Source organism: Bacillus sp. FSL P2-0099, assembly GCF_038007445.1.
In the GTDB taxonomy this organism is placed as follows: domain Bacteria; phylum Bacillota; class Bacilli; order Bacillales; family Bacillaceae_G; genus Bacillus_A; species Bacillus_A mycoides.
Map to the genome: position 1 here is coordinate 1,412,347 of NZ_JBBOXE010000001.1, position 25,071 is coordinate 1,437,417.

The following is a 25,071-nucleotide window of genomic DNA, read 5'->3' on the forward strand; positions in this document are numbered from 1 at the left end:
TAGTAACTTCCATTCATGATTAAGAGTGGAAGTTTCATTTTATAGTAGAAATGAGGAGAGATTATGGGGAAGGTTTATATCGTCGGGGCGGGTCCTGGTGATCCGGATTTAATTACTGTTAAAGGGTTGAGATGCATCGAGAAGGCTGATGTTATATTGTACGACCGTCTCGTGAATAAAGAATTGCTTTCTCATGCAAAGCCTGAAGCGGATTTAATTTATTGTGGGAAACTCCCAAATTATCACACGATGAAGCAAGAGACAATTAACACATTTCTTATTAAATATGCGAAAAAAGGAAAAGTTGTAACGAGACTTAAGGGCGGAGATCCATTTGTATTTGGAAGAGGTGGAGAAGAAGCTGAAGCGTTAGCGAAGCAAAGTATCCCATTTGAAATTATTCCTGGTATTTCAGCTGGTATAGCTGCTCCTGCTTATGCTGGAATTCCAGTAACGCATCGCGATGCAAGTGCAAGTTTTGCTGTTGTGACAGGGCACCGGAAAGAAGGGGCTGAAGAGGAAGTGAAGTGGGAAAGTTTAGCGAAAGGTGTAGATACATTAGCGGTCTATATGGGGGTTAGTAATTTACCTTACATATGTGAACAACTAATAAAACATGGAAAAGATCAAAGTACACCTGCCGCTATCATTGAGTGGGGAACGACATCTATGCAGCGTACTGTTACAGCGACGTTAGGAACAATTGTAGATGTTGCCAAAAAAGAACGAATTCAAAATCCAAGTATGATTGTTATTGGAGAAGTTGTCCGTTTTAGAGAAAAGATACATTGGTTTGAGAAACAAACGGAAAATGCATATCAAGTAAGCGGAGTATTGTAAAATGAAGGCTGTTATATATATATGTCATGGAAGTCGTTTGAAAGCAGCAAAAGAAGAAGCGGTTGCATTTATTACGTCATGTATGAACCGTGTAGAGGCAAATATTCAAGAAATTTGTTTTTTAGAGCTAGCGAATCCTTCTATTGAAGAAGGATTTCGTACATGTGTGAAGCGTGGTGCTACAGAGATTGTCGCTATTCCTGTTTTTTTATTAGCGGCAGGACATGTAAAGAAAGATATTCCGTTTGAATTACGAAAGTTAAACGAGGAATATCCGGATATCAAAATAGTGTATGGTAATCCATTTGGTGTATCAGAAGTGCTTGTAAAAGCGGTATATAACGGAAGTGGTATTAAAGACTATAAAGAAGAAGTAACACTTTTGCTCGTTGCAAGAGGGAGTAGTGATCCGGAAACTTTACAAGACATAAAGTGGATTTCTTCTTTATTTCAAAAAGAAGAGAACATTAAAGAGGTGGAAGTTTGTTATTTAGCAGCCGCGGAGCCGAAGTTTGATGAGAGGTTGAAAGAAATTGTAGAACAAAAAGAACGGAACATTGTTGTGTTACCTTACTTATTATTTACAGGCTTACTCATGAAACATGTTGAGAAAGAAGTGCGTCAATATGAGTCGGAAGAGATAAAAATAAGTCCCTATTTAGGAAAGAATGTAGCGTTTCGAGAGATGTTAATTCAGAAAACAGAGGAAATATTGAAGGGAGATCAATATGTATCCACTTACAGTGCGAGTTGATAAGAAACGTGTTGTTGTCATTGGTGGAGGGAAAGTAGCGGGGTTTAAAATTATTCCTTTACTAAAACAAGGTGCGGATATTGTTGTAGTAAGTACAGAATTAGATGCAAATTTAGTGAAACTTGTAGAAGAAAAGCAAATTCGTTGGTATCAAAGAGAGTATGAGAAAAGTGATATTAAAGATGCTTTTTTAGTAGTTGCAGCGACTAGTGATTCGGTACTAAATGAACAAATTGCTGAAGATGCCGCAGTGAATCAATTGGTAAATGTTATTACGAATCCGGAAAGTGGAAATGTTCATTTTCCGGCGGCAATTCATCGTGGATTACTTAATGTAGCTGTTTCTACTGGAGGGGCAAGTCCGAAACTTGCAAAAAAAATTCGTGATGATATCGCAAATAAATATGATGAGAAGTATGAATCGTATCTTGATTTTTTATATGAAGTTAGACTAAAAGTGAAAGAATTACAAGTAGAGAAAAGGCAAAAAAATATATTGTTACAAGAAGTATTAAAGTCGATATATGTTCAAAGTGAACAAAAAAGAGAGCTTTTTTTACAAGAATTAGAGAGGGGAATTTATATAGGATAGTGAGTGAATTGTGCTTTACAAATATAAAAATATAATTTATAATCACAAGTAACTTCAAAAGATGAAATCGATGAGCAAGAAGAGTACGTATATTTGATGCGTTCAGAGAGCTGGGGTAAGGTGTGAGCCCGGTACGATAAAATATACAGAATGGGCTTGCGAGAGGTATGCTGAACATTGCAGTAGGCAACCCGGGTTCCGCCGTTAAAAGGATAGGGTATCGGAATTTTCCTGTACCTGAACAAGTGGGATTTATTGATCCAATTGAGGTGGTACCACGGTATTCTATTACATATATCGTCCTCTACATGCATATTTGCGTGTAGGGGACTTTTTTATTTTCTAAAGGAGGTGTGCGAGTATGAAATGAAAGTGTATAATTGTTAAAAGTTATAATATTCAGAAAAGGAGAATTTATGATGAAAGAAACACAGCAATGGACGTCGAAAATTGGCTTTGTACTCGCAGCAGCCGGAGCCGCAGTAGGTCTTGGTGCAATATGGAAGTTTCCATATGTTGCAGGTAATGGTGGGGGAGGCGCATTCTTCCTTGTATTCTTACTATTAACTTTATTTATTGGTATGCCTCTTCTTTTAGCTGAATTTGTTATTGGCCGTAGTACTCAAAAAGAGGCCGTTACAGCTTATAAAGTATTAGTACCGAATAGCAAGTTATATCCTTGGATTGGTCGTATGGGGGTTGTTACTTGTTTTAGCGTGCTATCTTTTTATAGTGTTGTAGGTGGATGGATTTTACTTTATTTATACTATAGTGTCACAGGTAGTTTCTGGAACGGAGTAGTCGATTATGGACAATTGTTTGCTGAAACAATTTCAAATCCAGTAAGTGCGATTGGGGCGCAATTCATCTTTATGCTTTGTACCATTTTTGTTGTTAGTAAAGGTGTGGAAAAAGGCATAGAAAAAGCAAGTAAGTACATGATGCCGTTATTATTCGTTTTATTTATTGCTATCATTATTCGTGCGTTAACACTTGATGGTGCTATGGCTGGGGTAGAGTTCTTCTTAAAACCAGATTTTTCAAAGCTTACAGCAGATACGATTTTATATGCGATGGGACAATCTTTCTTCTCGCTAACGGTAGGTGCCTCGGTAATGGTAACGTATAGTTCGTATTTAAAGAAAGAAGAGCACTTAGCTAAATCAGCAACATCTATTGTAAGTTTAACTGTATTTATTACAGTACTTGCAGGATTAGCGATTTTCCCAGCGATTTTCGCATTAGGAGTTAAACCGACAGAAGGACCAGGGCTACTGTTTATCGTTCTTCCTGCTGTCTTTGCGAAAATTCCATTTGGACAATTTTTCTTCATTATGTTTTTAGTGTTATTCTTCTTTGCGACTTTAACATCTGCGATTTCAATGCTTGAAATTGTAGTAGCATCTGTTGCGAAAGATAATGAGAAGAAGCGTCCGTCAGCTTCTTTATTAATTGGTATTCTTATTTTTGCAGTTGGTATTCCATCAGCGTTATCGTTTGGAATTATGAGTGATGTAAAAATATTTGGTAAGACATTCTTTGATTTCGTCGATTTTTCGGTAAGTAATGTATTACTGCCACTCGGGGTGCTAGCCATTTCGCTATTCGTACCAAATAAAATGAGTAAAGAGTTATTAATGAAAGAATTAGAAGTTACGGAAACGAAAGGGAAAACATTATTTAACATTTGGTTCTTCTTACTTCGTTATGTTATTCCGGTAACTGTAATTATCGTATTTTTAAATGCGATAGGCGTATTTAAAATGTTTGCATAATAAAAAGACGGAGATGTGGATTCTCCGTCTTTTTATTGTGTTGTAGAAGTATTTAATAAGCGATTATATGCTTTATAAGCTGTGACAACTGCGATAAATGATCCAATTAAAAATAACGCTGAGCCGCCGAATGTAAATAGCCGGCCAATATATGTTTCTCTAGCTTCTTCTATTTCTTCTTGTAATTGTGTATTCATATTTATCACCCCGCAAAATATAGGCATTTAGTTGTAGTTTATGTAAAACGCCTAAAAAGTGTGAAGTAGTAAAAAAAACTCGGTATGCACCGAGTTTTTTATAATCCGATATAAGGAGACGGATCAACTGCGTTTGTCTTACCAACATTCCATTCCCCAAGGTGAAGTTCGAAGTGTAAATGTTGTCCGTATGATTGGCCAGTGTTCCCCATAAAGCCAAGTTGAGTGCCTTGTTTTACAGTTTGTCCATTAGATACAGAACGGCTACTCATATGTGCATATACAGTTGTATATGTTTTTCCGTTTATACGGTGAGATAAGTATACAACATTTCCGTAACTAGAGGATAATTCTGAACGGATAACGACGCCATCTGCAGCGGCAATAATTGGCACTGTTCCTGAAGATGCGATATCGATTCCTTTATGGTTATCTAAAGAACGTGTACCAAATCCTGAAGTTTTCGATCCAGCGGCAGGTTTAATAAATCCACCTTTGTTCGTATCTTGCGGTGTTGGTGCGGATTGTGTGCTTTCTTTAGCAGAAGCGGCGGCTTGTTTTTTTGCTTCCTCAGCCTTACGTGCCTCTTCAGCTTTACGCGCTTCTTCTGCACGTTTTTCTTCTTCAATTGCTTTTTGAACAGCTTGACGCTGGTTTTCTAAAATGCCTTTTGATTCTTCTAACCCTTCAATCTCTGAATCTACTTTTGCTACTTTCGTATGTAGATCGTTAATAAAAGTTTGTTGCTGTTGTTGGTTACTTTGTAATTCTTGCTGTTTTTGTTCTAATTTTTGCTCGGATTCTTTCAATTGTTGCTCTTTTTTCTCAACAGCTTCTTTTTCTGTCGTCACAGCATTCTGATCACTTGTTTGCTTTTTCACAATATCTGTATCGTTATTTAAAATTAAACTTACAGAATACATATTATCAACAAGATCGGCAATATTTGCAGAACTTGTTATTACTTCTGTAATGATACTCGTACGAGGCTTTTCTTGCATAGATTGTAGTCGTTGTTTAATAACTTCCTGTCGTGTATCTATATTCGTTTGTAATTGCTCTATATGTTTCTTTTTTTCAGTAATAACTTGCTGTGTGTTGCTAATTTCTTTTTTTGTATCGTTTAATTCAGCTTCGTTTTTATTAATAGAAGTAGTTAATTCGTCGATTTTCTTTTGTAATTCCTGGATTTCTTTTTCTATTTGTTCTTTCTCAGCTGATTTATTTTGTAAGTCATTTTGTTTGCCTTCTAATTCGGATTGAATATTAGATAATTTATTCTCATTCGTTTCAGCGTATACGGGTGAAAGTAACGGGGAAACGAAAATCGTTCCAGCTGCTAAAACACTAAATGCTGCAAATTTCTTTTTCATGGTTGTCTTGCTCCTTTCCCTATGAATGTTATATATCATAAGAAGAAGAGTGTCTATCGTTGTAATCATAATGTAAAGAAAATTTTATAATTTTGCTAAGTTTTGTCGGAATTTAGTATCTTTTCGTAGTGTTTGTCATAAAGTTAAAATTCTTGAATGTATAGAAAAAGATATCAATTTCTATATTTTTAAAAAAAATATGGGAAATGATGGAGTTTTCCATAATGAAACAGTATTTTAAAAACCTATCAATCACTAGTAAGGAATCGATTTCATGTGAGGTTTTCTGACATGGAGTTTGTTTTTGTCAAGAAAATTATTTGCATTCGTGCAAACTTATTTTGTTGTCAGATTTTAAATTTTGATTTATGATTTTCAACAGGGACAAAATGTAGTGAATTGTCGAATAATATGTAATACTCTTAATTTCAAGTTTTATAGAGATAGAATGAGAGATAGAGTGACACATCGAAGAGGGGGGTACCACAAGTATGAAAAGAATAGGACTTGCATGGCAAATTTTAATAGGACTTGCGCTTGGTATTACAGTTGGGGCGATTTTCTTTGGCAATCAGGAAGTCGTGAAGTACTTACAACCAATTGGTGATATTTTCATCCGATTAATTAAGATGATTGTTGTACCGATTGTTGTAGCGAGTATTGTTGTTGGGGTTGCTGGTGTTGGCGATATTAAAAAGTTAGGTCGACTAGGCGGAAAAACAATTATTTACTTTGAAATTATTACAACACTTGCAATTGTTGTTGGTTTATTAATAGCAAACATTTTCCAACCTGGAAAAGGCGTTGATATGGATAAGTTAACAAAAACAGATATTTCTAAATATACACATACGACAGAGCAAGTACAAAGTCATTCGTTCGCGGATACGTTTGTAAATATTGTTCCGACGAACATTATGAAATCATTAGCTGAAGGTGATATGCTTGCTATTATCTTCTTCTCAGTATTATTTGGTTTAGGTGTAGCAGCAATTGGTGAGCGTGGTAAACCAGTTCTACAATTTTTCCAAGGTGTAGCAGATGCAATGTTTTATGTAACGAACCAAGTTATGAAGTTTGCACCATTTGGTGTATTCGCATTAATTGGTGTTACAGTTTCTACATTCGGATTAGCTTCATTAATTCCATTAGGGAAATTACTCATTGTAGTATACGGAGCAATGATCTTCTTCGTTGTAGTTGTATTAGGACTTACAGCGAAAATATTTGGAATAAACATTTTCCAATTCTTTAAGATTTTAAAAGACGAGCTGATCTTAGCGTATTCTACAGCAAGTTCAGAAACGGTTTTACCGAAAATTATGGAGAAAATGGAGAAATTCGGTTGTCCGAAAGCAATTACATCTTTCGTTATTCCAACAGGTTATTCATTTAACTTAGATGGATCAACTTTATATCAAGCAATTGCGGCAATTTTCTTAGCGCAAATGTACGGTATTGAATTATCCATTACACAACAAATTACGTTATTACTTGTATTAATGGTTACATCAAAAGGTATCGCGGGTGTACCGGGCGTATCATTCGTTGTATTATTAGCAACACTTGGTACAGTAGGTATTCCAGCTGAAGGTTTAGCGTTTATTGCAGGTATTGACCGTATTCTTGATATGGCTCGTACAGCAGTTAACGTTGTAGGTAACTCTTTAGCGGCTGTAGTTATGTCTAAGTGGGAAGGTCAATATGACGCTGAAAAAGGACAAGCCTATTTAAAAGAGATATCTGAAAAGGGTCAAGCGGCTTAATTATAATATGAACAAGCTCTCACATAATATGTGGGGGCTTTTCTATATATAGAAGAGGAGCGGACGTAATGAAACGTAAATATGGTGACGGTTCTTCGTGGAAGCGACTAATAGAGAAGGATTATATGGTTAAGCAAGTAGAGGATGGAATGTTAGGAATACTGGACATAAAAAAAGTGAGAGAACCTAGTTATAAAGAATACAATGGTAAACAGCTTTGCATTGCAGGTGATGGGTATACATGGATGCAATATTTTATAAACGGGGAAAACTTTGCAATTACAGCTATGTTAGACAATCAAAAACAATTACTGCAATATTATATCGACGTGACGAAAGAATATAAAATAGACGAGCGTGGTTTACCTTATTTTGATGATTTATATTTAGATGTAGTATTGTTACCGAACGGTGAAATCTATGTACTGGATGAAGACGAGTTAGAGGATGCCTATAAAATTGGTGATGTTACAAAAGAAGAATATGAGTTAGCATGGAATACAACAAAATGGATTATCGCGAAGATAAAAAATAGAAAATTTTATTGGATCTCAATATTGGATAAAGAAATCGAAAAGTTAAAATGATTGGTTTATTCATATTTTTGCATAATTACCAAAAAAATCTATACAAAAAATAATTGACTTTTGTTTTGTAAGCGAGTAAAGTTAGGAAAGAAATTATTATTAAAAAATAAATATGAAACCTTCTTATAAAGAGAGGCGGAGGGACTGGCCCTACGATGCCTCGGCAGCGGACTCGATTTCAGAGTGCTGTGCCAAATCCAGCAAGCGTGTGCTTGAAAGATGAGAAGAGCGTTTCTTATAGATGTATAAGACCTCTTCTCATCGGAAGAGGTCTTTTGTTGTTAATTAGAAAAGGTTGAAAACTAGGGAGAGATGATACTTTGAAAGAAACGAGAGGAAATGGTTTAGCTTTATTACCACTTGGAGTATTTTTGGCGCTATTTATTGGTTCTGGAATTATTACAGGTGATTTCTATAAATTGCCGATACTTGTAGCAATTTCAATTGCTGTAGGAATTGCTTTAGTGATGAATCGTAAGGAAAGCTTTAATGTGAAAGTAGAACGATTTGCTAAAGGTGCAGGAAACCCTGATATTATGATCATGGTTCTGATTTTTGTGCTTGCAGGGGCGTTTTCTGAAACAGCAAAAGGAATGGGCGGAGTTGATTCCACTGTTAACTTAGCGTTATCTATTTTACCCCAAGGATTTATCGTTGCTGGAATTTTTGTTATAGGGGCATTTATTTCATTAGCGATGGGAACTTCAATGGGAACAATTGCTGCATTAGCACCGATTGCTGTAGGTATTAGTGGGCAAACTGATATCTCAATTGCGCTTACGATGGCTACTGTTGTGGGTGGAGCGATGTTTGGTGATAATTTATCATTTATTTCTGATACGACAATTGCTGCTGTTCGTTCGCAAGGAACAGAAATGAAAGATAAGTTTAAAACGAATTTTTTAATTGTATTGCCAGCTGCAATCATTACAATTGTACTATTAGTAATGATTACTTTAGGTAATGATACAGAAATTAAAGCTCATACATTTGATTGGGTGAAGATTTTACCATATGCAGGTGTACTTGTTACAGCGCTACTTGGCTGGAATGTACTTATTGTATTAACTGGTGGAACTGTACTATCTGGTGTTATCGGTCTTATAGATGGAAGTTATACGTTAGAGAGTTTCTTTAAAAGTGTAACGACTGGAATGGGCGGTATGATGGAGTTAGTGTTACTTGCCATTTTAATCGGTGGTATGGTTGAACTTATCCAGTATAATGGTGGCATTCAATATTTAATGAATCTTTTAACACGTAATATTCGTTCGAAAAAAGGAGCGGAGTTTGGTATTGCTGGCTTAGTGAGTATGACGAATGTGTGTACAGCAAACAATACAATCTCTATCATTTTTACAGGTCCGCTTGCGAAAAAAATTGCGGATCAGTATGAAATTGATCCCCGTAAATCAGCGAGTGTACTGGATCTTTTCTCTTGCTGTGTACAGGGGTTAATCCCATATGGTGCTCAAATGTTAACAGCGGCAGGATTTGCTGCGTTATCTCCGGTCGAATTGTTACCATATGCATTTTATCCAATTTTAGTTGGAGTATGTGGAATCATTTCTATATTAATTGGTTTCCCGAGATTTTCTAAAGTGGCGGAAAAAAAAGAGTATCATAAAACTGCATAACATAAAGAGACATTTATTATTAGCAGTTGAAAACGCTCGGAGAACATTCTCTGAGCGTTTTTTATTATTTATAAATCCTTTTTCAAATAGTAGTGTTTATAATCTCTTCCTACGTTATCGAGGATACCATACTCTTTATAACCATATTTTTTATAGAAATCTAATGCTTGAAAGCTTAAAGTGTTAACTTTTATAAAATCACAATTTCTTTCTAAAGCGATTTTTTCTACTTCTAATAACAGTTTAGTTCCATACCCTGATGCACGTATATCTTCATCGATGATAAAAGAGTGAATCTCTAACCAATTCCAACAGACTTCACCTAATATTCCCCCGCATATTTTACCATTTTCATCTTTAAGAAATAAATGAATCTCTAAGTATCTGTCTCTTAAATCAGATGGAAAGTGCTTTAAATTATATTCATAAAGCTGATTGTTTATATAGTTTTTAGCGGCGGTATTGATTTCTTTCGTAATGTGTAAATTCATGATATATCCCCTTTAATTTAAATGTAGCCTTTTGATTTATTTTAACGTAATTTTCTTAATAATATATTTAATGTAATTTAATAAACGTTTGTATGTATTGCTAATTTTTTGGACGCGCAAGTTGAGATTTTCATCCGTTATTGAATAAGAATTTTTCTGTATCTATACGCATCGCATCCATGTTCGTTTTGCAAAAGGCTGAATGCAACTCAGTCTTAAGTCTGAGTCGAAAACAGTTCTTAAGCTCGTTATGAAAAAATGAAAAAATAGTTAAGATAAGAGTATCAAATCGAAGGGAGGCAAGCACAAGATGAAACAATTTCTAGCGTTTATCGCAGCCGGTATTTTGGCTTTAATTGCTCTTGGTAGTCTTGCTGGTATTGTAGGATTCGCCATTGGAGCAGGAGTTGTGTACTGGAGCTATAAATCATTTGTGCGAGCTAAATCATTCTTTGGAAAGTTAGCTTGGGGTATTGTTGGTTTAATCGGTTTGTCCATTGCACTTTCTCATTCCCCAGCATTAATCGGTATCGCAGCATTAGTAGTTTTATACTACGGATACCGTGAGTGGAAAAAAGGAAAAAATGTAGTTGTTGATTCTGCTCCAGAAAGTGCTAAACCATATAGCAACTTTGAAGATGAGTGGAACAAGTTAATGAAAAACTAATATAAAATAAATCAAATTATAAAGTAGAAGAGAGGAAGATTATAATGAAACAATCTTTATTCGGACGTGTACGCGATGCAATTTTAGCTGATTTTCATAATGTGTTAGATGAGAAAGAAAGAAAAAATCCAATTGCTATGTTAAACCAATATTTACGCGATAGTGAGCGTGAAATAACAAAAATTGAGAAGTTAATTCAGCGTCATAAAACATTAAAATCTAACTTCGCTCGTGAGCTTGAGCAAGCACGTTATTTCGTTAATAAAAGATCAAAGCAAGCTATCATCGCACAAGAAGCAGGCGAATTGCAATTGCATGAACGTGCATTAGAAGAAGTAGCGTATTATGAAGGGCAAGTAACTCGCTTAGAAGAAATGTATGCTGGTGTTGTAGAGCAAATTGATGAGTTAGAGCGTCGTCTTTCAGAAATGAAAAATAAATTAAAAGAAATGAACGCAAAGCGTATGGAATTAATGGCACGTGAAAATATGGCGCATGCAAACCGCCGTATGAATACTGCTATGCATAAAATGGATGAAAATAATCCGTTCTTACGATTCGAAGAAATTGAAGATCACATTCGTGACATAGAGCTTCGTATAAATGAAGAGCATGAGCGTGATACATTTGATATGAAAATTGCAAAACTAGAGAGTGAAATGAAAGAGAAAAATGAAGTATCGTTAACGAAAGAAGTAACAAAATAATTGTAGTATATAATAAAACAGGCTTATGATATAGTGATAGGAGAAAAGGTGTTGGAAAGCAATGCCTTTTCTTCTATGTATATGTGACAAGGAGGGGGGAGCTGAAATGAAGAAGCAATTTTCAAAAACACAATTTATGGGGATGCTCCTCATCATATTTGGATTCGGTCTTTTTCTTGATATGATACTTGGACATTTTGAACCAGGTGGTCTAATATTTGCATTTATTATGATTATGTTTGGAAGACATTATCGAAAGAAGAACCGTTATGTAAGAGGGAATGTATTTTTATTTGTCGGTGGTATTGTCTTCTTATTCTTCTTATTTTCATCAGCGGCATTCGTACTTGTTGTGTTTGCTTGTTTAGCTTTAATTGGTTATCAACTTATTCAACAAGGACATCGGCAAAAAGCAATGAAAGTTGAAATTAAAGAAAAAGGATATATAAATGAAGAAAAACAAATATATCGTACAGAACCGTATATAAAAAATATGTTTGTAGGTAATGTACGAATGATGGATCATATTTATGAAATAGAGGATATTAACGTCCAATATGGTGCTTGTGACGTCGAGATTGATTTAACAACTGCTATGATTCCAGAGGGAGAAACAGTTATTGTGATTCGGGGCGTCATTGGTAATATTCGCTTATATGTACCATATGATATTGAATTGTCTTTAAATCATTCTGTTATTGTTGGGCGAGTGCTCCTGCCAGGACACGAAGAAACTGGATTTAACCGTAATGTTACGTTTAGAACAGAACAGTATAAAGAAGCCCCTCGTCGTATTAAAATTATTTCTTCGCTTGTCGTAGGCGATACGGAAGTGAGGAAAGTATAATGAAAAAACAAAGGAATATTTCGTGGATGTATATTCGTTATTCTATGTTGTCCTCTGTGAGTATCGCACTTATTTGTACAATTGTATATGTATGGAAAAGCGAGCAACAAGTTTATGATTTACTCTGGAAAGAATCCATTGCTTCTGTTCCAATTGGCTTGTTTATTATGAGTACGAGTCTTCTTATCGGAGGAATTGTAGGATATGCAATCGGTTATTATATAGAACAGCGTATACAAGGATTAAATACTTTTCTATTTGAAGTAGAGCGAGGGAATTTTCCGAGTGATGTTTCATTTACTGCGGACGATGAATTTCATGAAGTGGAACGAAAAGTAATTGGTCTTGCTCGTCGCTTAGAGGAGCAAGCTGGGCTATTTCAAAAAGTAACGAATGAACGAGCCCATTGGAATGAAGAGATGAGACAAGAAGCGATTTCTCAAGAAAGGCATCGATTAGCGAGAGAGCTGCACGATTCTGTAAGTCAGCAGCTTTTTGCAATGTCGATGATGATGTCAGCCATTAATGAGCAAGCAGCTGAAATTCCAGACACGACGAAAAAACAGTTGCAGCTTGTTGAGAATATGGTTGTAAATGCACAATCAGAAATGAGAGCGTTGCTCCTTCATTTACGCCCAGTGCAGTTAGAAGGTAAGAAACTAACAGAGGGTATAGAAGAATTATTAACAGAACTGTCTAGAAAGCAACATATGAAAATTGAATGGTTAATTGAACCGATTCAATTAAAAAAAGGTGTAGAGGATCATTTATTCCGTATTGTACAAGAGGCGCTGTCTAATACTTTACGGCATGCGAAGGCAAAGAAAACCGAAGTACGCCTTCGGAAAATTGATCAATATGCGATTTTGAAAATTATTGATGACGGTGTTGGGTTTAAAGTTGGTGTTAATAAGGCTGGTTCATACGGTTTAAGGTCAATGCAAGAGCGAGTTCATGAAATTGGTGGTACATTAAAAGTTCTTAGTTTTCCGAATAAAGGTACGCAAATAGAAGTGAAAGTACCTATTATGATTGAGAGAGGGGGAGAATCATGATAAAAGTATTACTAGTTGATGATCATGAAATGGTTCGAATGGGTGTATCAGCATATTTATCAACACAGCCAGATATTGAAGTAGTTGGAGAAGCTGAAAATGGAAGAAAAGGTTCAGAGTTAGCGTTGCAATTAAGACCGGATATTATTTTAATGGACCTTGTTATGGATGAGATGGATGGGGTTGAAGCGACACGTGCTATTATTCAAGAATGGCCAGAAGCGAAAATTGTAGTTGTCACGAGCTTTTTAGATGATGAAAAGTTATATCCTGTTATTGAGGCGGGGGCGACAAGTTATTTATTAAAAACATCAAGAGCGAGTGATATTGCAGATGCTGTAAGGGCTACTTATGATGGGGAAACGGTATTAGAGCCGAAAGTTACTGGCAAAATGATGTCTCGTATGCGTCAGAAGAAAGAACAACCTTTGCATGAGGAGTTAACAGAAAGAGAGTCTGAAATTTTGTTATTAATTGCAGAGGGGAAAAGTAATCAAGAGATTGCAGATGAGTTGTTTATTGCCCTTAAAACAGTAAAGACACATGTGAGTAATATATTAAATAAGCTAAATGTAAGTGACCGGACACAGGCGGTTATTTATGCGTTTAGACACCAATTGACGAAATAAGAAGGAAGCTTTGACTATATATGGTCAAAGCTTTTTATTGACGATTATTTATGTAAGCGTTATCATTAAGGTGTTAACAGTACATACAAAGGGGAGAGAGTGTATGTTAGTTCAAACGATATTTGGAATGGATGAAACGAAAAAATTAGGTAACTATGTGAATGCGTTGCAAGCACTTTGTGAACAATATGATATTGAAACAGATCGTATTGCAATTATTGAGGCGACAGAAGAATATTATTTATTTCTAGTGAAGCAAGAAGATTGCTATGATGTTGTAAAAGTAGAAACAGTGGATACGAATATTGATTACTATACGAAGGCTTATAAAGTAAGTAGCTTTAATCATACTTCTTATCAAATGTAAAAAACTCCCGAAATGGGAGTTTTTTTATGATACTTTCGATTCAGGTGAATGATCCGTTAATGGTACTGCTTTGGCGCCACTTAATTTTGCGATAGCAAAACCGATAATAGCCCCAACTAATGCTGGTACTAACCAGCCAATTCCTTCATTATATAATGGAATAAACTCGAAATAAGATGTGATAGATGAAACAGGAATATTCCCTTGTTTTAATCCATCAAATACGCTCACAATTGCAGATCCAATTAACGCACCTACATAAACAGAACGATATCCACCGAAATATTTATGAAGTAATGATAGTAATACGAGTACAATCGCAATTGGATATACAACAAGTAAAATAGGAACAGAGATTGCGATAATTTTTGTTAAACCTAAGTTGGCAACTAATAATCCTAATGTGCAAATGACACTTGCTAACGTTGTGTATGAAAATTTCGTTAATAATGTTGAGAAGTATTGACTGCATGCAGATACAAGTCCAATACAGGTTGTTAAGCAAGCGAGTGTAACGATAAGAGATAATAGAATTAGACCATATGGACCGAGTAATTGTTGTACGATAACGGTAAGTAGCTGTCCGCCGTTTGTTGCGTATCCGAGAGAGACACTAGTTGTACCGAGCCAGCCAAGTGCACCATATACAAGTACGAGACCAGTAGCGGCAATAAGTCCTGCTTTTGCTGTTGCGATGGCAATTAATTTGCGGTCATTCACACCTTTTGAGCGAATTGCATTTACAACGATAATTCCAAATGCAAGCGCTGAAATGGTATCCATCGTTAAGTATCCTTCCATAAAACCTTTGAAAACTGGAGAAGTTTGATACTCTTGCATTGCTGGTCCTGATTGCCCAAGTGGTGAAAATACACTCTTAAAGAATAATAAGAAAATAGAGAGTAATAAAATAGGTGTTAATACGCTTCCGATACGATCGACGAGTTTAGAAGGATTTAAACTAAGCCAAAATACGATAGCAAAGAAGATGACTGTGTATAAAAATAGCGTTAGGCTGCTAGAGCGAATAGTTTCTGGTAAGAAAGAACTAATTCCCATTTCATAAGCGACATTAGCAACACGTGGGATGCCCATAGATGGACCGATTGCAATGTATACAACTACCGTAAAGAATATTCCGAATAATGGGTGAACATGACTTGCAAGTTGTTGCATTCCATTTCCTGATAGAGAAATAGCGATAACAGTAAGTAGTGGTAAGCCGACTCCTGTTAGTAAAAAACCAATCATTGCTGGCCAAAAGTTTTCACCAGCATTTTGTCCAAGCATTGGAGGGAAAATTAAATTTCCTGCTCCAAAAAATAAAGAAAACAGCATAAGACCTGTGAAAAAAACATGTTTTTTTGATACAGTGTTCATTGTTTTTTTTCTCCTTTTTTGTAAATTCATTGTAAGAACACAAAAAACTCGTCCCTTAAGAAAGGGACGAGTTATATTTACCCGCGATACCACCCTAATTTATACATGTAGAAATATATCTATATGTATACGGCTTTACAACGTACAACATGATACGTGTTCCTTGTAACGGGGGACGACCGGTAAGAACTTACTTTAGCATTCGGTTCTACTTCTCGGAGATGATTTTCGGTTACGAACTGAGCGTTGGCTTTCAGCAAAATACCAACTCTCTGGGGAACAGCTCTATAACATACTCGTTCTCGTCAATGAATTTTTATTCAAGTATTCTGACAACATTTTTACATGTTTTTTTTAGAAAGTCAACATATTTTTTGGGAAATACACTTTCCTGTAGAAATATAGCTGAGAATATAAGGGTTAATACTATTTGTAAAAATGCTGTAAAACATTATAGAGAATTGTAAAGTTTATGGAGAAAATCGATATTTATAGGAGTAAGGAAGGAATTGTTTGAATTTGCAGAGAATAATACAACAATCCACTTGCTGGAAAGAACAAACCAAAAGAGGTGACTGAAATGCTTGCGATGGGAGTATTATTTGGCATTATTGCTATAATTGGTTTTATGTGGTTATATTATTCGCGTTCGTTTAAACAAGCAGAAGTTTTACTCTTTCAAAAAGGTAGTTTGTTGACAAATCAGTCTAGATATTTAGTATGTCCGAAGTGTGGAAGTGCACAGGCCAGGAGTGGAGGATATCAAGAGTGTTGCAAAATTAGATTATGAAAGAAGGAAGCCTCACATTATTTTGTGAGGCTTCCTTCCTTACAATTTTTTCGCGCTCCAAATTGTCCAACGATCTCTTTCGATGATAGGAGAGACGTTTTGTAATGCCGTTTGGATATGATATAGAAGCTGAGAAAGTTCATTATCTGTTAGTTCATATAGAATGGATCGGCCTGTTCGAGGAGATAAATCTTGTAGCAAAGCCTCTACAGAATCATGTACTTTTCGTACTTCCCATTGTGTTTGAATGGGGAGCGCTTGAAGAGGATATGTTTGTAATAATTGCTGTATAGTAGTGGTTTTTGGTCTTCTTTGCGCTTCTGTTTCAATGAGTTTTGGAAAGACCGAGAAAAAATATCCACGAAGGTGTTCAGGACTTCCTGGGATTATACAATCTTCAATGGTCCGGTCTTGTAAAATAAGTAGACCGTCTTTTTTTAATATACGAGAAGCCTCTCGTATAAATGTGGGAATATCATGCAAATGATGAATGACTGCACGAGAAATGACAAGGTCGAATGTTTCATTAGGGAATGAGATATTATGTGCATCACCGTGAATGAATGAAATGTTTGGGAAGGCATTACAATTTTCTTTTGCAGCTTGTAATATTTCTTTTGAAAAATCAAGCCCAACAACACTTTTGGCTCCCATAAGAGCAAGTTCTTTCGTGTAAATGCCGCCACCACAACCTATATCAATTACTTGTTTATTTTGCACATCTACAATATTGTTTATTGTTTCCTGCCATGAAATATGTGCGTTACGATTTGCATACGTATACTTATTATTTGCATCATGAAAATTAATGGACATTGTAAAATCCTCCCTTCAGTTTATAGTATAGCTCATTCTATATAATGTAACGTTTTTGTTTTATGCATGAGGATTATAAGAATTTCTTATTGGAAAAGGAGAATCGATTTGAAAGGGAAATATTTAATGTTTTTATGTGTTATTTTACTCGCGTCGTGTGGTCAATCCGAGCAAAAGAAAGAACCGGAACAAGTAGAGGAGACAGTGAATGAAATGAGAGAACCATTACAAGTAACTGTTATGCAAAAAGGTAAAGAAGAAAAAAAATTAAAGAAAATGGATGCGGAGTTGGTGGTGGATATTATAAACAAAGCGGAAAAACAAGAAGTAACGGGTAGTTTTGGTGAACCGGAATATGAAATACAAATTAGTAGTGATGGAAAAAAAGAAACATATTATGCATGGTTAAGAGGAGAAGATCGCCGAGGATGGATTCAATATAAGAAAGATATGTATATGCTTAACGAAAAAGATACGGAAAAGCTTTTGGCTATCTTTCCAAAGATTCCAGAACAAAAAGAAGATGAGATGCAGGTAGGTACTTTAACGGAAGTAACAAAAAAAGACATGCAGATTACTGCGTTTCATATTAAAGCTGGTGATCAAAAAATGAATTATACAGTACGTTATACGATTTCACAATCACTATATAATAAGTTAGCAAAGGAACAAGAATATTATTTGCAATTAATTTTCCCGGAAAAGGTCCAAAAATTAATTGGCGCAAAAGAGAGTGAAATAATTTCAGCTGAAAAAGTAAAGGAAGGGTATAAACAGTATGAGTTGAATGTTACTGTTCCGATAAAAGATGCTTCAGAATCACAATTAAAATCACTAGAAACCTATTATGATAATCACGATTTACAAATATTAAATAGTAAGAAAGAAAAAGTAGGAGCATTTCAAAACATTATTCAAATTGTTAAAGAGTATGGTGAAAAAATGAATTTACAAAGATAAAGTGAAATTTTAATCAGTGGGGGCATCCCCCGCTGATTATTAGCACGAATCCTACCTAAATTCTTTGCTCCAGCCGAATTTTGAGGTGGGATTCTTACTGCCCGTAAATAGCGGGCAGTAAGAATCATAAAGTCTATATGGCCTTTCCTAGGAAATGATAATAGAGGGGAAAGATCCCCTCTATTATTTTGCTTTTGCAGATGGCTCATTCATTGATTTTCGTGTAATTAGAAAGGAAATCATAAGAGCAGAAAGAATAATAAGGGCTATAAATAAGTGATTTGGCAACCAATCTAATAATAATACGTAGCTGACGGTATAAAAAATAAGAGTTGAAGCTAAAAACGATAGAGCGCCTATCATAAGAGATTGTAATTTCATTTGTATTTACCTCCTTTTATTTTTATTTTTGGCTAAAAATGGATGGAATAAACATTATTTCTAACAATAGAAAAAAATATGTCATAATAGAGAAAAAGAATAAGTTTTGATGAGTGTATATGGCTCAATAAAGCGAGATAAAGGAGAGGAATATGAAAAATAATAAAAAAGGATTATGGGGAGTTATCGTTGCAATAGGGTTATTTTTACTATCTAAGTTAAAATGGGTATTTGCAATTTTTAAGTTAGCAAAATTTTCAACAGTATTTAGTATGTTTTTATCGCTTGGTGCATACGCAGTCATATATGGTTGGAAGTTTGGGGTAGCACTCGTATATTTATTGTTTGTACATGAGATGGGGCATTTATGGGCAGCGAGAAAGAAAGGGATACCAACATCGCCAGCAATCTTCATACCATTTATGGGAGCTCTTATTGGGATGAAAGAGATGCCGAAAAATGCAAAAGATGAAGCTTACATTGCATATATGGGACCTCTTTTCGGGTTGCTTTCATTTTTACCCGCGATCCCACTGTATATAATCACGAAAGAGCCGTTTTGGGCGCTTATTATTTTACTTGGAAGTATGATTAATTTCTTTAACTTAATTCCAGTTTCTCCATTAGATGGCGGACGAATAATTTCAGTTGTAAGCACGAAAATTTGGGGAGCAGGGCTAGTTTTACTACTCGGCTATTCTATTTACTTCAAAAGTATTTTAGGAGGATTTATTTTTATTATCGGCTGTATGGAACTATATAGAGTAATAAAGAGAGATGAGCCGATTAAGGAATTAGGATATAAAATCGATGGAATGAAAGAATATGCTGCTAGGCTTGAAGAGGAATTAAAAGAAACTGGTGCGGTGCATCGAACGATTTATATGATTCACCATGAAATGAACGTATTAAGACAAAGAGAACGTGAAAAAGAATTAAAAACAGGAGAACTTCAAAAGATTGAAGTGCTAGAGTACCTTTTACCAAAATTTGAGCCACTTGATTATGTCCCATATGAAGATGAAAAAGAAATGCATACAATTCATATAAGAGAAGCATTTGAAATGTCAGAAAGAAAATTAAATGAATGGGAAACAGAAAAGGAACAACAAGAAAATTATTATAAAGTCGATACGAAAACGAAATGGACAGTATTTGCTTGTTATATCGGATTAATGGCTATACTCGGTTATACAGCTTATGAAGGTTATGTTGTTTTACAAGAGCATTTACCAAGGAGAAGTTTGTAGAAAAATAGTGTCGAAATGAAAAGGAGGATTTAAACAGGAATTACATTTCTACGAGAGAATGTTACAAGTGTAACAGTACATTGTAATATTCATAGTAGAAAAGGGGTTCTGTATATGAAGAAATTGTTAAGTGTATTGGTAACTATTACTGTGATGGCAATAGCGAGCTATAGTCTTATGAAAGTACTATTATATTATGCGAATAAGTCTGCTGGAGTAAATACAGTAGCACAAATAGAAGAGGTGCAAGAGAAGAAGAAGACACTCGATTTTGTTCGTACGACACATGAAAGTTATAATAATTTCTTGAATTATGGCAAGGCAGAGAGATATACAGATGGGGATTGGAAACATTTTAAACGATGGTTTCAAGAGCAAGAAGCCTCTTTAAAAAATATACATAAAGAAATAAAAAATGAAAAAATAAAACGCGATGTGAATAGAAGTTATGAAATTGTAAAAAAAGGTGTGGAGCTTCAGAATATGGAGTATGTAATCTATGCTCATCGCGTATATCATGACTTGGATATACTTGTGAATAAACATAAAGGTGAAACGAATATATGGGGGTATACAGAGTTTGGAGATGGGCAAAATATAAGAGTAATTGAACAAGCAATACAAACAAAGTAGTAGGCTAGCTAGAATTCTAGTTAGCTTTTTTTTTGAGCACAATTAATGGGGGCTAATAATTAGTAGCGGATGGGAGCACATCACTATTTAAAATTTATTTAATATGTGCATTGTTCATATATTTTTCACAAAAACACCATGTTAATAGTGATTAAAATCACAATATGTATTATACAATTCAGTTAAACTAAAAACAGTTAAGGAAATAGAGGAGTGGGATACAATGTTAAGTGCAAAAACAATTGAAATCGTAAAGTCAACAGTACCGTTATTACAAGAAAAAGGCGTTGAGATTACAACGAGATTTTATCAAATTTTATTTTCGGAACATCCGGAGTTATTGAATATTTTCAACCATACGAACCAGAAAAAAGGAAGACAACAACAAGCATTAGCAAATGCTGTTTATGCAGCTGCAATGTACATTGATAATTTAGAAGCTATTATTCCAGTTGTAAAACAAATCGGTCATAAGCATAGAAGTTTAGGTATTAAAGCAGAGCATTATCCAATAGTAGGTACATGCTTACTACGAGCGATTAAAGAGGTCGCAGGCGCGCCTGATGAAGTTTTAAATGCATGGGGAGAAGCGTATGGCGTCATTGCTGATGCATTCATTAGCATTGAAGCGGGTATGTATGAAGAAGCTGCACATAAAGAAGGTGGGTGGAAAGATTTCCGCAACTTTGTGATTGTTAAAAAAGTGAAGGAAAGCGACGTTATTACATCATTTTATTTAAAACCTGAAGATGGCGGGAAAGTTTCTTCATTCATCCCAGGACAATATGTAACGATTCAAATAAATATTAAAGGTGAGACATATACACATAATCGTCAATATAGCTTGTCTGATGCTCCAGGAAAAGAATATTATCGTATTAGTGTAAAGAAAGAAAAAGGTGTAGATACACCAGATGGTAAAGTATCTAATTACTTACATGATCATGTAGGGGAAGGGGATGTCTTACCAGTAAGTGCACCAGCGGGAGATTTCGTATTAAATATGGAGTCAACATTACCTGTTGTACTAATTAGTGGTGGAGTAGGTATTACACCGATGATGAGTATGTTAAATACGTTAATTGAACAAGAATCCAAGCGTAATGTATGCTTTGTTCATGCAGCGATAAATAGTAATACACATGCGATGAAAGAGCATGTTGAGACAGTAGAAAAAGAGTATGAACAAGTTAAAGCATATACTTGCTATTCTTCACCGACAGAGCAAGATGTGGAAATGAAGAATTTTGATCAAGAAGGATTCATTGAACGTGAATGGTTACAAACTATTATTCCAACAACTGAAGCAGAATTTTATTTCTGCGGTCCAGTACCATTTATGAAACATATAAATGCAGCATTAATTGATTTGGGTGTTAAACAAGAGAACATTCATTATGAATTTTTCGGTCCCGCAGCAAGCTTACAATAGGTTAACGTTGCCAAGCGAAAAACGAGGTATTATTTTACCTCGTTTTTTGCTTGTTCTCTAAGTAAGCGATTTACTGTTTCGCGGCGTACACCTATGAGCTGACCAATTTCAGTTTGTGTTAATATTTCATAAATAGGGATGTCACCTAAATAAAAGGTGAACCACTCTTGTAAACGATGAAGGCGCTCTTTAGGAGAGACAGTTGTCAATTGATCGATACGCTGTTGCATCATTCTTAACTTCGATTGTAATTGTATAGCGATATTTTCATATGATGCAGGATTTGCCTGAAGTTTGTCGTACCATTCATTGCTAATTATAGGCTCGACTTCTGTTTTCATTAAAGCGATAGCTGTACCGTGATATTCCTTCGGTGAAATTAAAGAATGGTGAGGTATCGTTTCACCAGGAACGATAATATTAAATAAAAATGGTGTTCCGTCTTCTTCTAACCGAATCACTTTTAATAAACCTGTTTTTATAAAATATAATGGACCGTCCTCACCTTGACGGAATAATACATCTCCCTTATGTAGAATCAATGTTAGCCCCCCATTAAAACATTTCTATTTCTTATATTTTAGCGTATATGTATAAAGACAATATGCTTTTTAAACAGCAATTTCATTGACGAAATGTATGCTATTACAGTAGTATACTATTTAGTGTGTAATAGTACTAGCAATGAATACGCTGTAGGGGGTTTAGTATATTGTTAGATGCGATGAAGATGACGGATATGAGAATTCCGGCGAATGCTATCATTCATGTAGAAGAGATGAAAGGTGGAGTCGTTTTATCCGTTGAAATAGACGGCCAAATTATTTATACGATGGCTTATGATGAAGAAACAGATAGTTATGCTGAATTATATGATCGAAACGATAAGAGGGCGTGCCAAGTACATGAAGACTTTATGGGATGGTCACTTCTTCACTAAAAAGATGTCAATATGACATCTTTTTTTATTGAATCGATAGATTATACAAAGAAATGAAATATAAGGATAAAATTTGTAATAAATGATTTTGCATTGTTAGCGCTTTGTAACTGTAAGATGACTGTTTTTTCGCTATCATAAAGATAACAGTCATAGCTATAGGAGTGGTCAACTTGAAGAAATTACATATTTCAAATTTTATGCTATTAAGTGTTTGTTTAGTTTTATTTGTTCTCCTAGGAGCCTTTTTATATTCATGTGTATAAGAAAAAACGCGTTATAAAAATGAAGTAATGATTAATCTAGTTCCAAGAATAATTAATGTGATACGTAATAAATTAATTATTGCATTACCGCTTAATTTTGTGTTAATATAAGCCCCGATTTTTCCGCCAATCCATGCACCAGGAATAAGAATTAATGCATAAGCCCAGCTGACATTTCCTAGAGAGATGTGAGTTAAAGAACTTACAATTGCTGAGAGAAATACGATAAACATTGAAGTTGCTACAGCAATGTGTGCTGGGAACGCAAAAAGGAGCATCATCGCTGGCACAAGTAAGGCACCACCACCGATTCCAAATAATCCGGATATAAATCCAACTATAAAGGCAATAAAGATAGCGAGAAATGGTGGGAATTGATAGTCTACAGTATTTCCTTCGTTATCTGTAAAAGATCGCTTAATTACAGTCATATTTGATAGGGAAAAAGGTTTCAATTTGTCTCGTAGTATAAGAAGAATGGAGACGAATATAAGAAAAATCCCAAAGTATAAAGAAAATGTATCTTGGTTTAAAAATTTGTTTGCCCATGATCCGATAATACCACCAGGGCCACTCCCGATAAATAAAATAAGTCCACTTTTATAATCTACCCGTTTATGTTTCATATAAGTAAGGGTAGAAGCCAGCCCTGTAAAAACGACTGTTACCATAGAAGTTCCTACTGCGAGTTGTGGTGATAAACTGTGTAATCCAATTAATAACGGAACGATAATAATTCCGCCCCCAAGTCCGACTAGGCTCCCGACTGTCCCGGCGATTAATCCGATGAAAAGTAACATGATGTATTCCAAAATTGCCAACTCCTCTATATAACTTATCCATCAATCATTATACACGCTTTTTAATAAGAAATAGGCTTGTTCACAAAAAAGTCGTCTTCCTAGAAAAATAAGGAAGACGACTTTTGATTAAAAGATTAAGTGTAATAAGTAGTAAAATAATGCAGCTAAAGAAGCTGAAATAGGAAGTGTAATAACCCATGTAATTAACATGCGTTTTGCAGTTCCCCATTTTACACCTTTCACGCGATGTGAAGCACCAACTCCTAAAATAGAAGAAGAGATAACGTGCGTCGTACTAACCGGTAAGTGAATAAATGTTGCGCCGAAAATAACAAGTGATGATGATAAATCGGCAGCTACACCATTTACAGGACGAATTTTCATAATTTGTCCACCGACAGTTTTAATAATTTTCCAACCACCGACAGAAGTACCAAGACCCATTGCGATTGCACAAGATAATTGTACCCAGAAAGGGATATCGCCAGAAGTATGATAGTTATTGGCCATAAGAGCCATCGTAATGATTCCCATTGCTTTTTGTGCATCATTCGTACCGTGCGTATAAGCTTGCAATGCAGCGGTGAAAATCTGGAATATACGGAAGTTCTTGTTCGTTTTCGTTAAGTTAAAGTTTTTAAATACCACTTTAAAAATACTATATACGATGTAACCAATAACAAAAGCGATGATCGGTGAAATGATTAAAGCTTCAAGAATTTTTATAAACCCTTTATAGTTTAATGAGCTAATACCAGCAGCAGCAATTGCTGCACCAGCGATTGCGCCAATGATTGCATGCGAAGAACTACTTGGAATGCCATAGTACCAAGTGATCAAATTCCAGACTATTGCCGCAAGCAAAGCAGCTAAAATTACAAGAGAACCATTTTGCAAAGCAAACGGGTCAACAATATCTTTTGTAATCGTTTTTGCTACACCTGTAAATGTCATCGCACCTAAAAAGTTCATAATAGCTGCCATAACAATTGCATGTCTAGGCTTTAGAGCTTTCGTTGAAACAGCCGTTGCAATAGCGTTTGCTGTATCGTGAAATCCATTGATAAAGTCAAAAGCTAAAGCGCAAATGACTACTAAAACGGTCAGTATCAAGAGTGTATCCATGATCAAACTCC

General features: G+C 35.2%; 28 protein-coding genes, 1 riboswitch and 2 other annotated features. Of the genes, 19 read left to right on the top strand and 9 right to left on the bottom strand.

The genetic code is table 11. The features are described from left to right. The first annotated feature begins 63 nt into the window (after nt 1–63). From cobA to MKY90_RS07285, 4 genes are all read left to right on the top strand, one after another. Nucleotides 64–840: a uroporphyrinogen-III C-methyltransferase gene (cobA, locus tag MKY90_RS07270; protein WP_002030683.1), complete on the top strand. Its 777-nt coding sequence runs from the start codon at nt 64–66 to the stop codon at nt 838–840. A gap of 1 nt (nt 841) precedes the next feature. Beyond that, nucleotides 842–1,594 (top strand): sirohydrochlorin chelatase, encoded by a 753-nt coding sequence (locus MKY90_RS07275; protein ID WP_002030685.1) that lies wholly within the window; start codon nt 842–844, stop codon nt 1,592–1,594. Beyond that, nucleotides 1,569–2,186: an NAD(P)-binding protein gene (locus MKY90_RS07280; protein WP_002166092.1), complete on the top strand. Its 618-nt coding sequence runs from the start codon at nt 1,569–1,571 to the stop codon at nt 2,184–2,186. The genes MKY90_RS07275 and MKY90_RS07280 overlap by 26 nt, the downstream gene beginning before the upstream one ends. 61 nt (nt 2,187–2,247) lie before the next feature. Next, nucleotides 2,248–2,494 (top strand) — a binding site (T-box leader). A gap of 111 nt (nt 2,495–2,605) precedes the next feature. Further along, entirely contained in the window at nt 2,606–3,961 is a 1,356-nt protein-coding gene (locus tag MKY90_RS07285) for a sodium-dependent transporter (RefSeq protein WP_002193229.1), read from the top strand. Between the two features lie 32 nt (nt 3,962–3,993). Here the strand turns inward: MKY90_RS07285 and MKY90_RS07290 are convergent, their stop codons facing one another. Further along, nucleotides 3,994–4,158, bottom strand: coding sequence for a hypothetical protein (locus MKY90_RS07290; RefSeq protein WP_003188170.1), 165 nt, complete (start codon nt 4,156–4,158; stop codon nt 3,994–3,996). 98 nt (nt 4,159–4,256) lie between these two features. After that, complete coding sequence (locus MKY90_RS07295; RefSeq protein ID WP_215598921.1) at nt 4,257–5,531, bottom strand: murein hydrolase activator EnvC family protein; 1,275 nt, start codon at nt 5,529–5,531, stop codon at nt 4,257–4,259. A gap of 491 nt (nt 5,532–6,022) precedes the next feature. On the opposite strand from MKY90_RS07295, the gene gltP reads away from it, so the two are divergent. The 3 genes from gltP (at nt 6,023) to MKY90_RS07310 (ending at nt 9,521) form a co-directional block, all read left to right on the top strand. Next, nucleotides 6,023–7,297 carry a glutamate/aspartate:proton symporter GltP gene (gene gltP / locus MKY90_RS07300; RefSeq protein ID WP_002011680.1) on the top strand — a complete coding sequence of 425 codons (1,275 nt, stop codon included), beginning with the start codon at nt 6,023–6,025 and terminating at the stop codon, nt 7,295–7,297. Nucleotides 7,298–7,365: 68 nt separating this feature from the next. Further along, nucleotides 7,366–7,884, top strand: coding sequence for a DUF402 domain-containing protein (locus tag MKY90_RS07305; RefSeq protein ID WP_002168807.1), 519 nt, complete (start codon nt 7,366–7,368; stop codon nt 7,882–7,884). 120 nt (nt 7,885–8,004) lie between these two features. Continuing rightward, nucleotides 8,005–8,110: riboswitch (SAM riboswitch) on the top strand. Between the two features lie 94 nt (nt 8,111–8,204). Further along, the gene (locus tag MKY90_RS07310) at nt 8,205–9,521 is read left to right on the top strand and encodes a Na+/H+ antiporter NhaC family protein (protein ID WP_341090923.1); all 1,317 of its coding nucleotides are present in this window, start codon (nt 8,205–8,207) and stop codon (nt 9,519–9,521) included. 68 nt (nt 9,522–9,589) lie between these two features. Here the strand turns inward: MKY90_RS07310 and MKY90_RS07315 are convergent, their stop codons facing one another. Beyond that, the gene (locus MKY90_RS07315; protein WP_341090925.1) at nt 9,590–10,012 is read right to left on the bottom strand and encodes a GNAT family N-acetyltransferase; all 423 of its coding nucleotides are present in this window, start codon (nt 10,010–10,012) and stop codon (nt 9,590–9,592) included. Nucleotides 10,013–10,322: 310 nt separating this feature from the next. Here MKY90_RS07315 and MKY90_RS07320 point away from each other — a divergent pair, with 310 nt between their 5' ends. From MKY90_RS07320 to MKY90_RS07345, 6 genes are all read left to right on the top strand, one after another. Further along, a complete protein-coding gene (locus MKY90_RS07320; RefSeq protein ID WP_002011676.1) occupies nt 10,323–10,679 on the top strand; it encodes a lmo0954 family membrane protein in 357 nt (118 codons plus the stop codon). Nucleotides 10,680–10,723: 44 nt separating this feature from the next. Beyond that, on the top strand, nt 10,724–11,386 hold the full coding sequence (locus MKY90_RS07325) for a PspA/IM30 family protein (RefSeq protein WP_002011675.1): 663 nt from the start codon (nt 10,724–10,726) through the stop codon (nt 11,384–11,386). Nucleotides 11,387–11,492: 106 nt separating this feature from the next. After that, nucleotides 11,493–12,233: a cell wall-active antibiotics response protein LiaF gene (gene liaF / locus MKY90_RS07330; RefSeq protein ID WP_002126337.1), complete on the top strand. Its 741-nt coding sequence runs from the start codon at nt 11,493–11,495 to the stop codon at nt 12,231–12,233. Continuing rightward, a complete protein-coding gene (locus tag MKY90_RS07335; RefSeq protein ID WP_002011673.1) occupies nt 12,233–13,288 on the top strand; it encodes a sensor histidine kinase in 1,056 nt (351 codons plus the stop codon). The genes liaF and MKY90_RS07335 overlap by 1 nt, the downstream gene beginning before the upstream one ends. Further along, nucleotides 13,285–13,917 (top strand): response regulator, encoded by a 633-nt coding sequence (locus MKY90_RS07340; RefSeq protein WP_000598709.1) that lies wholly within the window; start codon nt 13,285–13,287, stop codon nt 13,915–13,917. The genes MKY90_RS07335 and MKY90_RS07340 overlap by 4 nt, the downstream gene beginning before the upstream one ends. 10 nt (nt 13,918–13,927) lie before the next feature. Then, nucleotides 13,928–14,284 carry a DUF3992 domain-containing protein gene (locus MKY90_RS07345; protein WP_141506891.1) on the top strand — a complete coding sequence of 119 codons (357 nt, stop codon included), beginning with the start codon at nt 13,928–13,930 and terminating at the stop codon, nt 14,282–14,284. Between the two features lie 24 nt (nt 14,285–14,308). Here MKY90_RS07345 and brnQ3 read toward each other — a convergent pair whose 3' ends face one another. Beyond that, nucleotides 14,309–15,664, bottom strand: coding sequence for a branched-chain amino acid transport system II carrier protein BrnQ3 (brnQ3, locus tag MKY90_RS07350; protein ID WP_098167337.1), 1,356 nt, complete (start codon nt 15,662–15,664; stop codon nt 14,309–14,311). 59 nt (nt 15,665–15,723) lie between these two features. Continuing rightward, nucleotides 15,724–15,982, bottom strand: a binding site (T-box leader). Nucleotides 15,983–16,244: 262 nt separating this feature from the next. On the opposite strand from brnQ3, the gene MKY90_RS07355 reads away from it, so the two are divergent. After that, nucleotides 16,245–16,454, top strand: a complete 210-nt coding sequence (locus MKY90_RS07355) for a hypothetical protein (RefSeq protein ID WP_000880630.1) — start codon at nt 16,245–16,247, stop codon at nt 16,452–16,454. Between the two features lie 39 nt (nt 16,455–16,493). On the opposite strand, the gene MKY90_RS07360 is transcribed toward MKY90_RS07355, so the two are convergent. After that, nucleotides 16,494–17,270, bottom strand: coding sequence for a class I SAM-dependent methyltransferase (locus tag MKY90_RS07360; RefSeq protein ID WP_215598917.1), 777 nt, complete (start codon nt 17,268–17,270; stop codon nt 16,494–16,496). 108 nt (nt 17,271–17,378) lie between these two features. Here MKY90_RS07360 and MKY90_RS07365 point away from each other — a divergent pair, with 108 nt between their 5' ends. Then, the gene (locus MKY90_RS07365) at nt 17,379–18,230 is read left to right on the top strand and encodes a hypothetical protein (RefSeq protein ID WP_078177938.1); all 852 of its coding nucleotides are present in this window, start codon (nt 17,379–17,381) and stop codon (nt 18,228–18,230) included. 183 nt (nt 18,231–18,413) lie between these two features. Here MKY90_RS07365 and MKY90_RS07370 read toward each other — a convergent pair whose 3' ends face one another. After that, nucleotides 18,414–18,611: a hypothetical protein gene (locus MKY90_RS07370; protein ID WP_000776287.1), complete on the bottom strand. Its 198-nt coding sequence runs from the start codon at nt 18,609–18,611 to the stop codon at nt 18,414–18,416. 152 nt (nt 18,612–18,763) lie between these two features. On the opposite strand from MKY90_RS07370, the gene MKY90_RS07375 reads away from it, so the two are divergent. From MKY90_RS07375 to hmpA, 3 genes are all read left to right on the top strand, one after another. Further along, complete coding sequence (locus MKY90_RS07375) at nt 18,764–19,861, top strand: site-2 protease family protein (protein ID WP_002126346.1); 1,098 nt, start codon at nt 18,764–18,766, stop codon at nt 19,859–19,861. Between the two features lie 114 nt (nt 19,862–19,975). Next, nucleotides 19,976–20,494, top strand: a complete 519-nt coding sequence (locus MKY90_RS07380; protein ID WP_215552680.1) for a hypothetical protein — start codon at nt 19,976–19,978, stop codon at nt 20,492–20,494. Nucleotides 20,495–20,717: 223 nt separating this feature from the next. After that, nucleotides 20,718–21,926, top strand: coding sequence for an NO-inducible flavohemoprotein (gene hmpA, locus MKY90_RS07385; RefSeq protein ID WP_002126349.1), 1,209 nt, complete (start codon nt 20,718–20,720; stop codon nt 21,924–21,926). A gap of 29 nt (nt 21,927–21,955) precedes the next feature. On the opposite strand, the gene MKY90_RS07390 is transcribed toward hmpA, so the two are convergent. Continuing rightward, nucleotides 21,956–22,468, bottom strand: coding sequence for a Crp/Fnr family transcriptional regulator (locus tag MKY90_RS07390; RefSeq protein ID WP_002086692.1), 513 nt, complete (start codon nt 22,466–22,468; stop codon nt 21,956–21,958). A 170-nt stretch (nt 22,469–22,638) separates the two neighbouring features. On the opposite strand from MKY90_RS07390, the gene MKY90_RS07395 reads away from it, so the two are divergent. Continuing rightward, a complete protein-coding gene (locus MKY90_RS07395; protein WP_000883004.1) occupies nt 22,639–22,866 on the top strand; it encodes a hypothetical protein in 228 nt (75 codons plus the stop codon). 277 nt (nt 22,867–23,143) lie between these two features. Here MKY90_RS07395 and MKY90_RS07400 read toward each other — a convergent pair whose 3' ends face one another. Continuing rightward, nucleotides 23,144–23,944 (bottom strand): sulfite exporter TauE/SafE family protein, encoded by an 801-nt coding sequence (locus tag MKY90_RS07400; protein WP_341090931.1) that lies wholly within the window; start codon nt 23,942–23,944, stop codon nt 23,144–23,146. 117 nt (nt 23,945–24,061) lie between these two features. Continuing rightward, complete coding sequence (locus MKY90_RS07405) at nt 24,062–25,060, bottom strand: inorganic phosphate transporter (RefSeq protein WP_002126356.1); 999 nt, start codon at nt 25,058–25,060, stop codon at nt 24,062–24,064. Between the last annotated feature and the right edge of the window lie 11 nt (nt 25,061–25,071).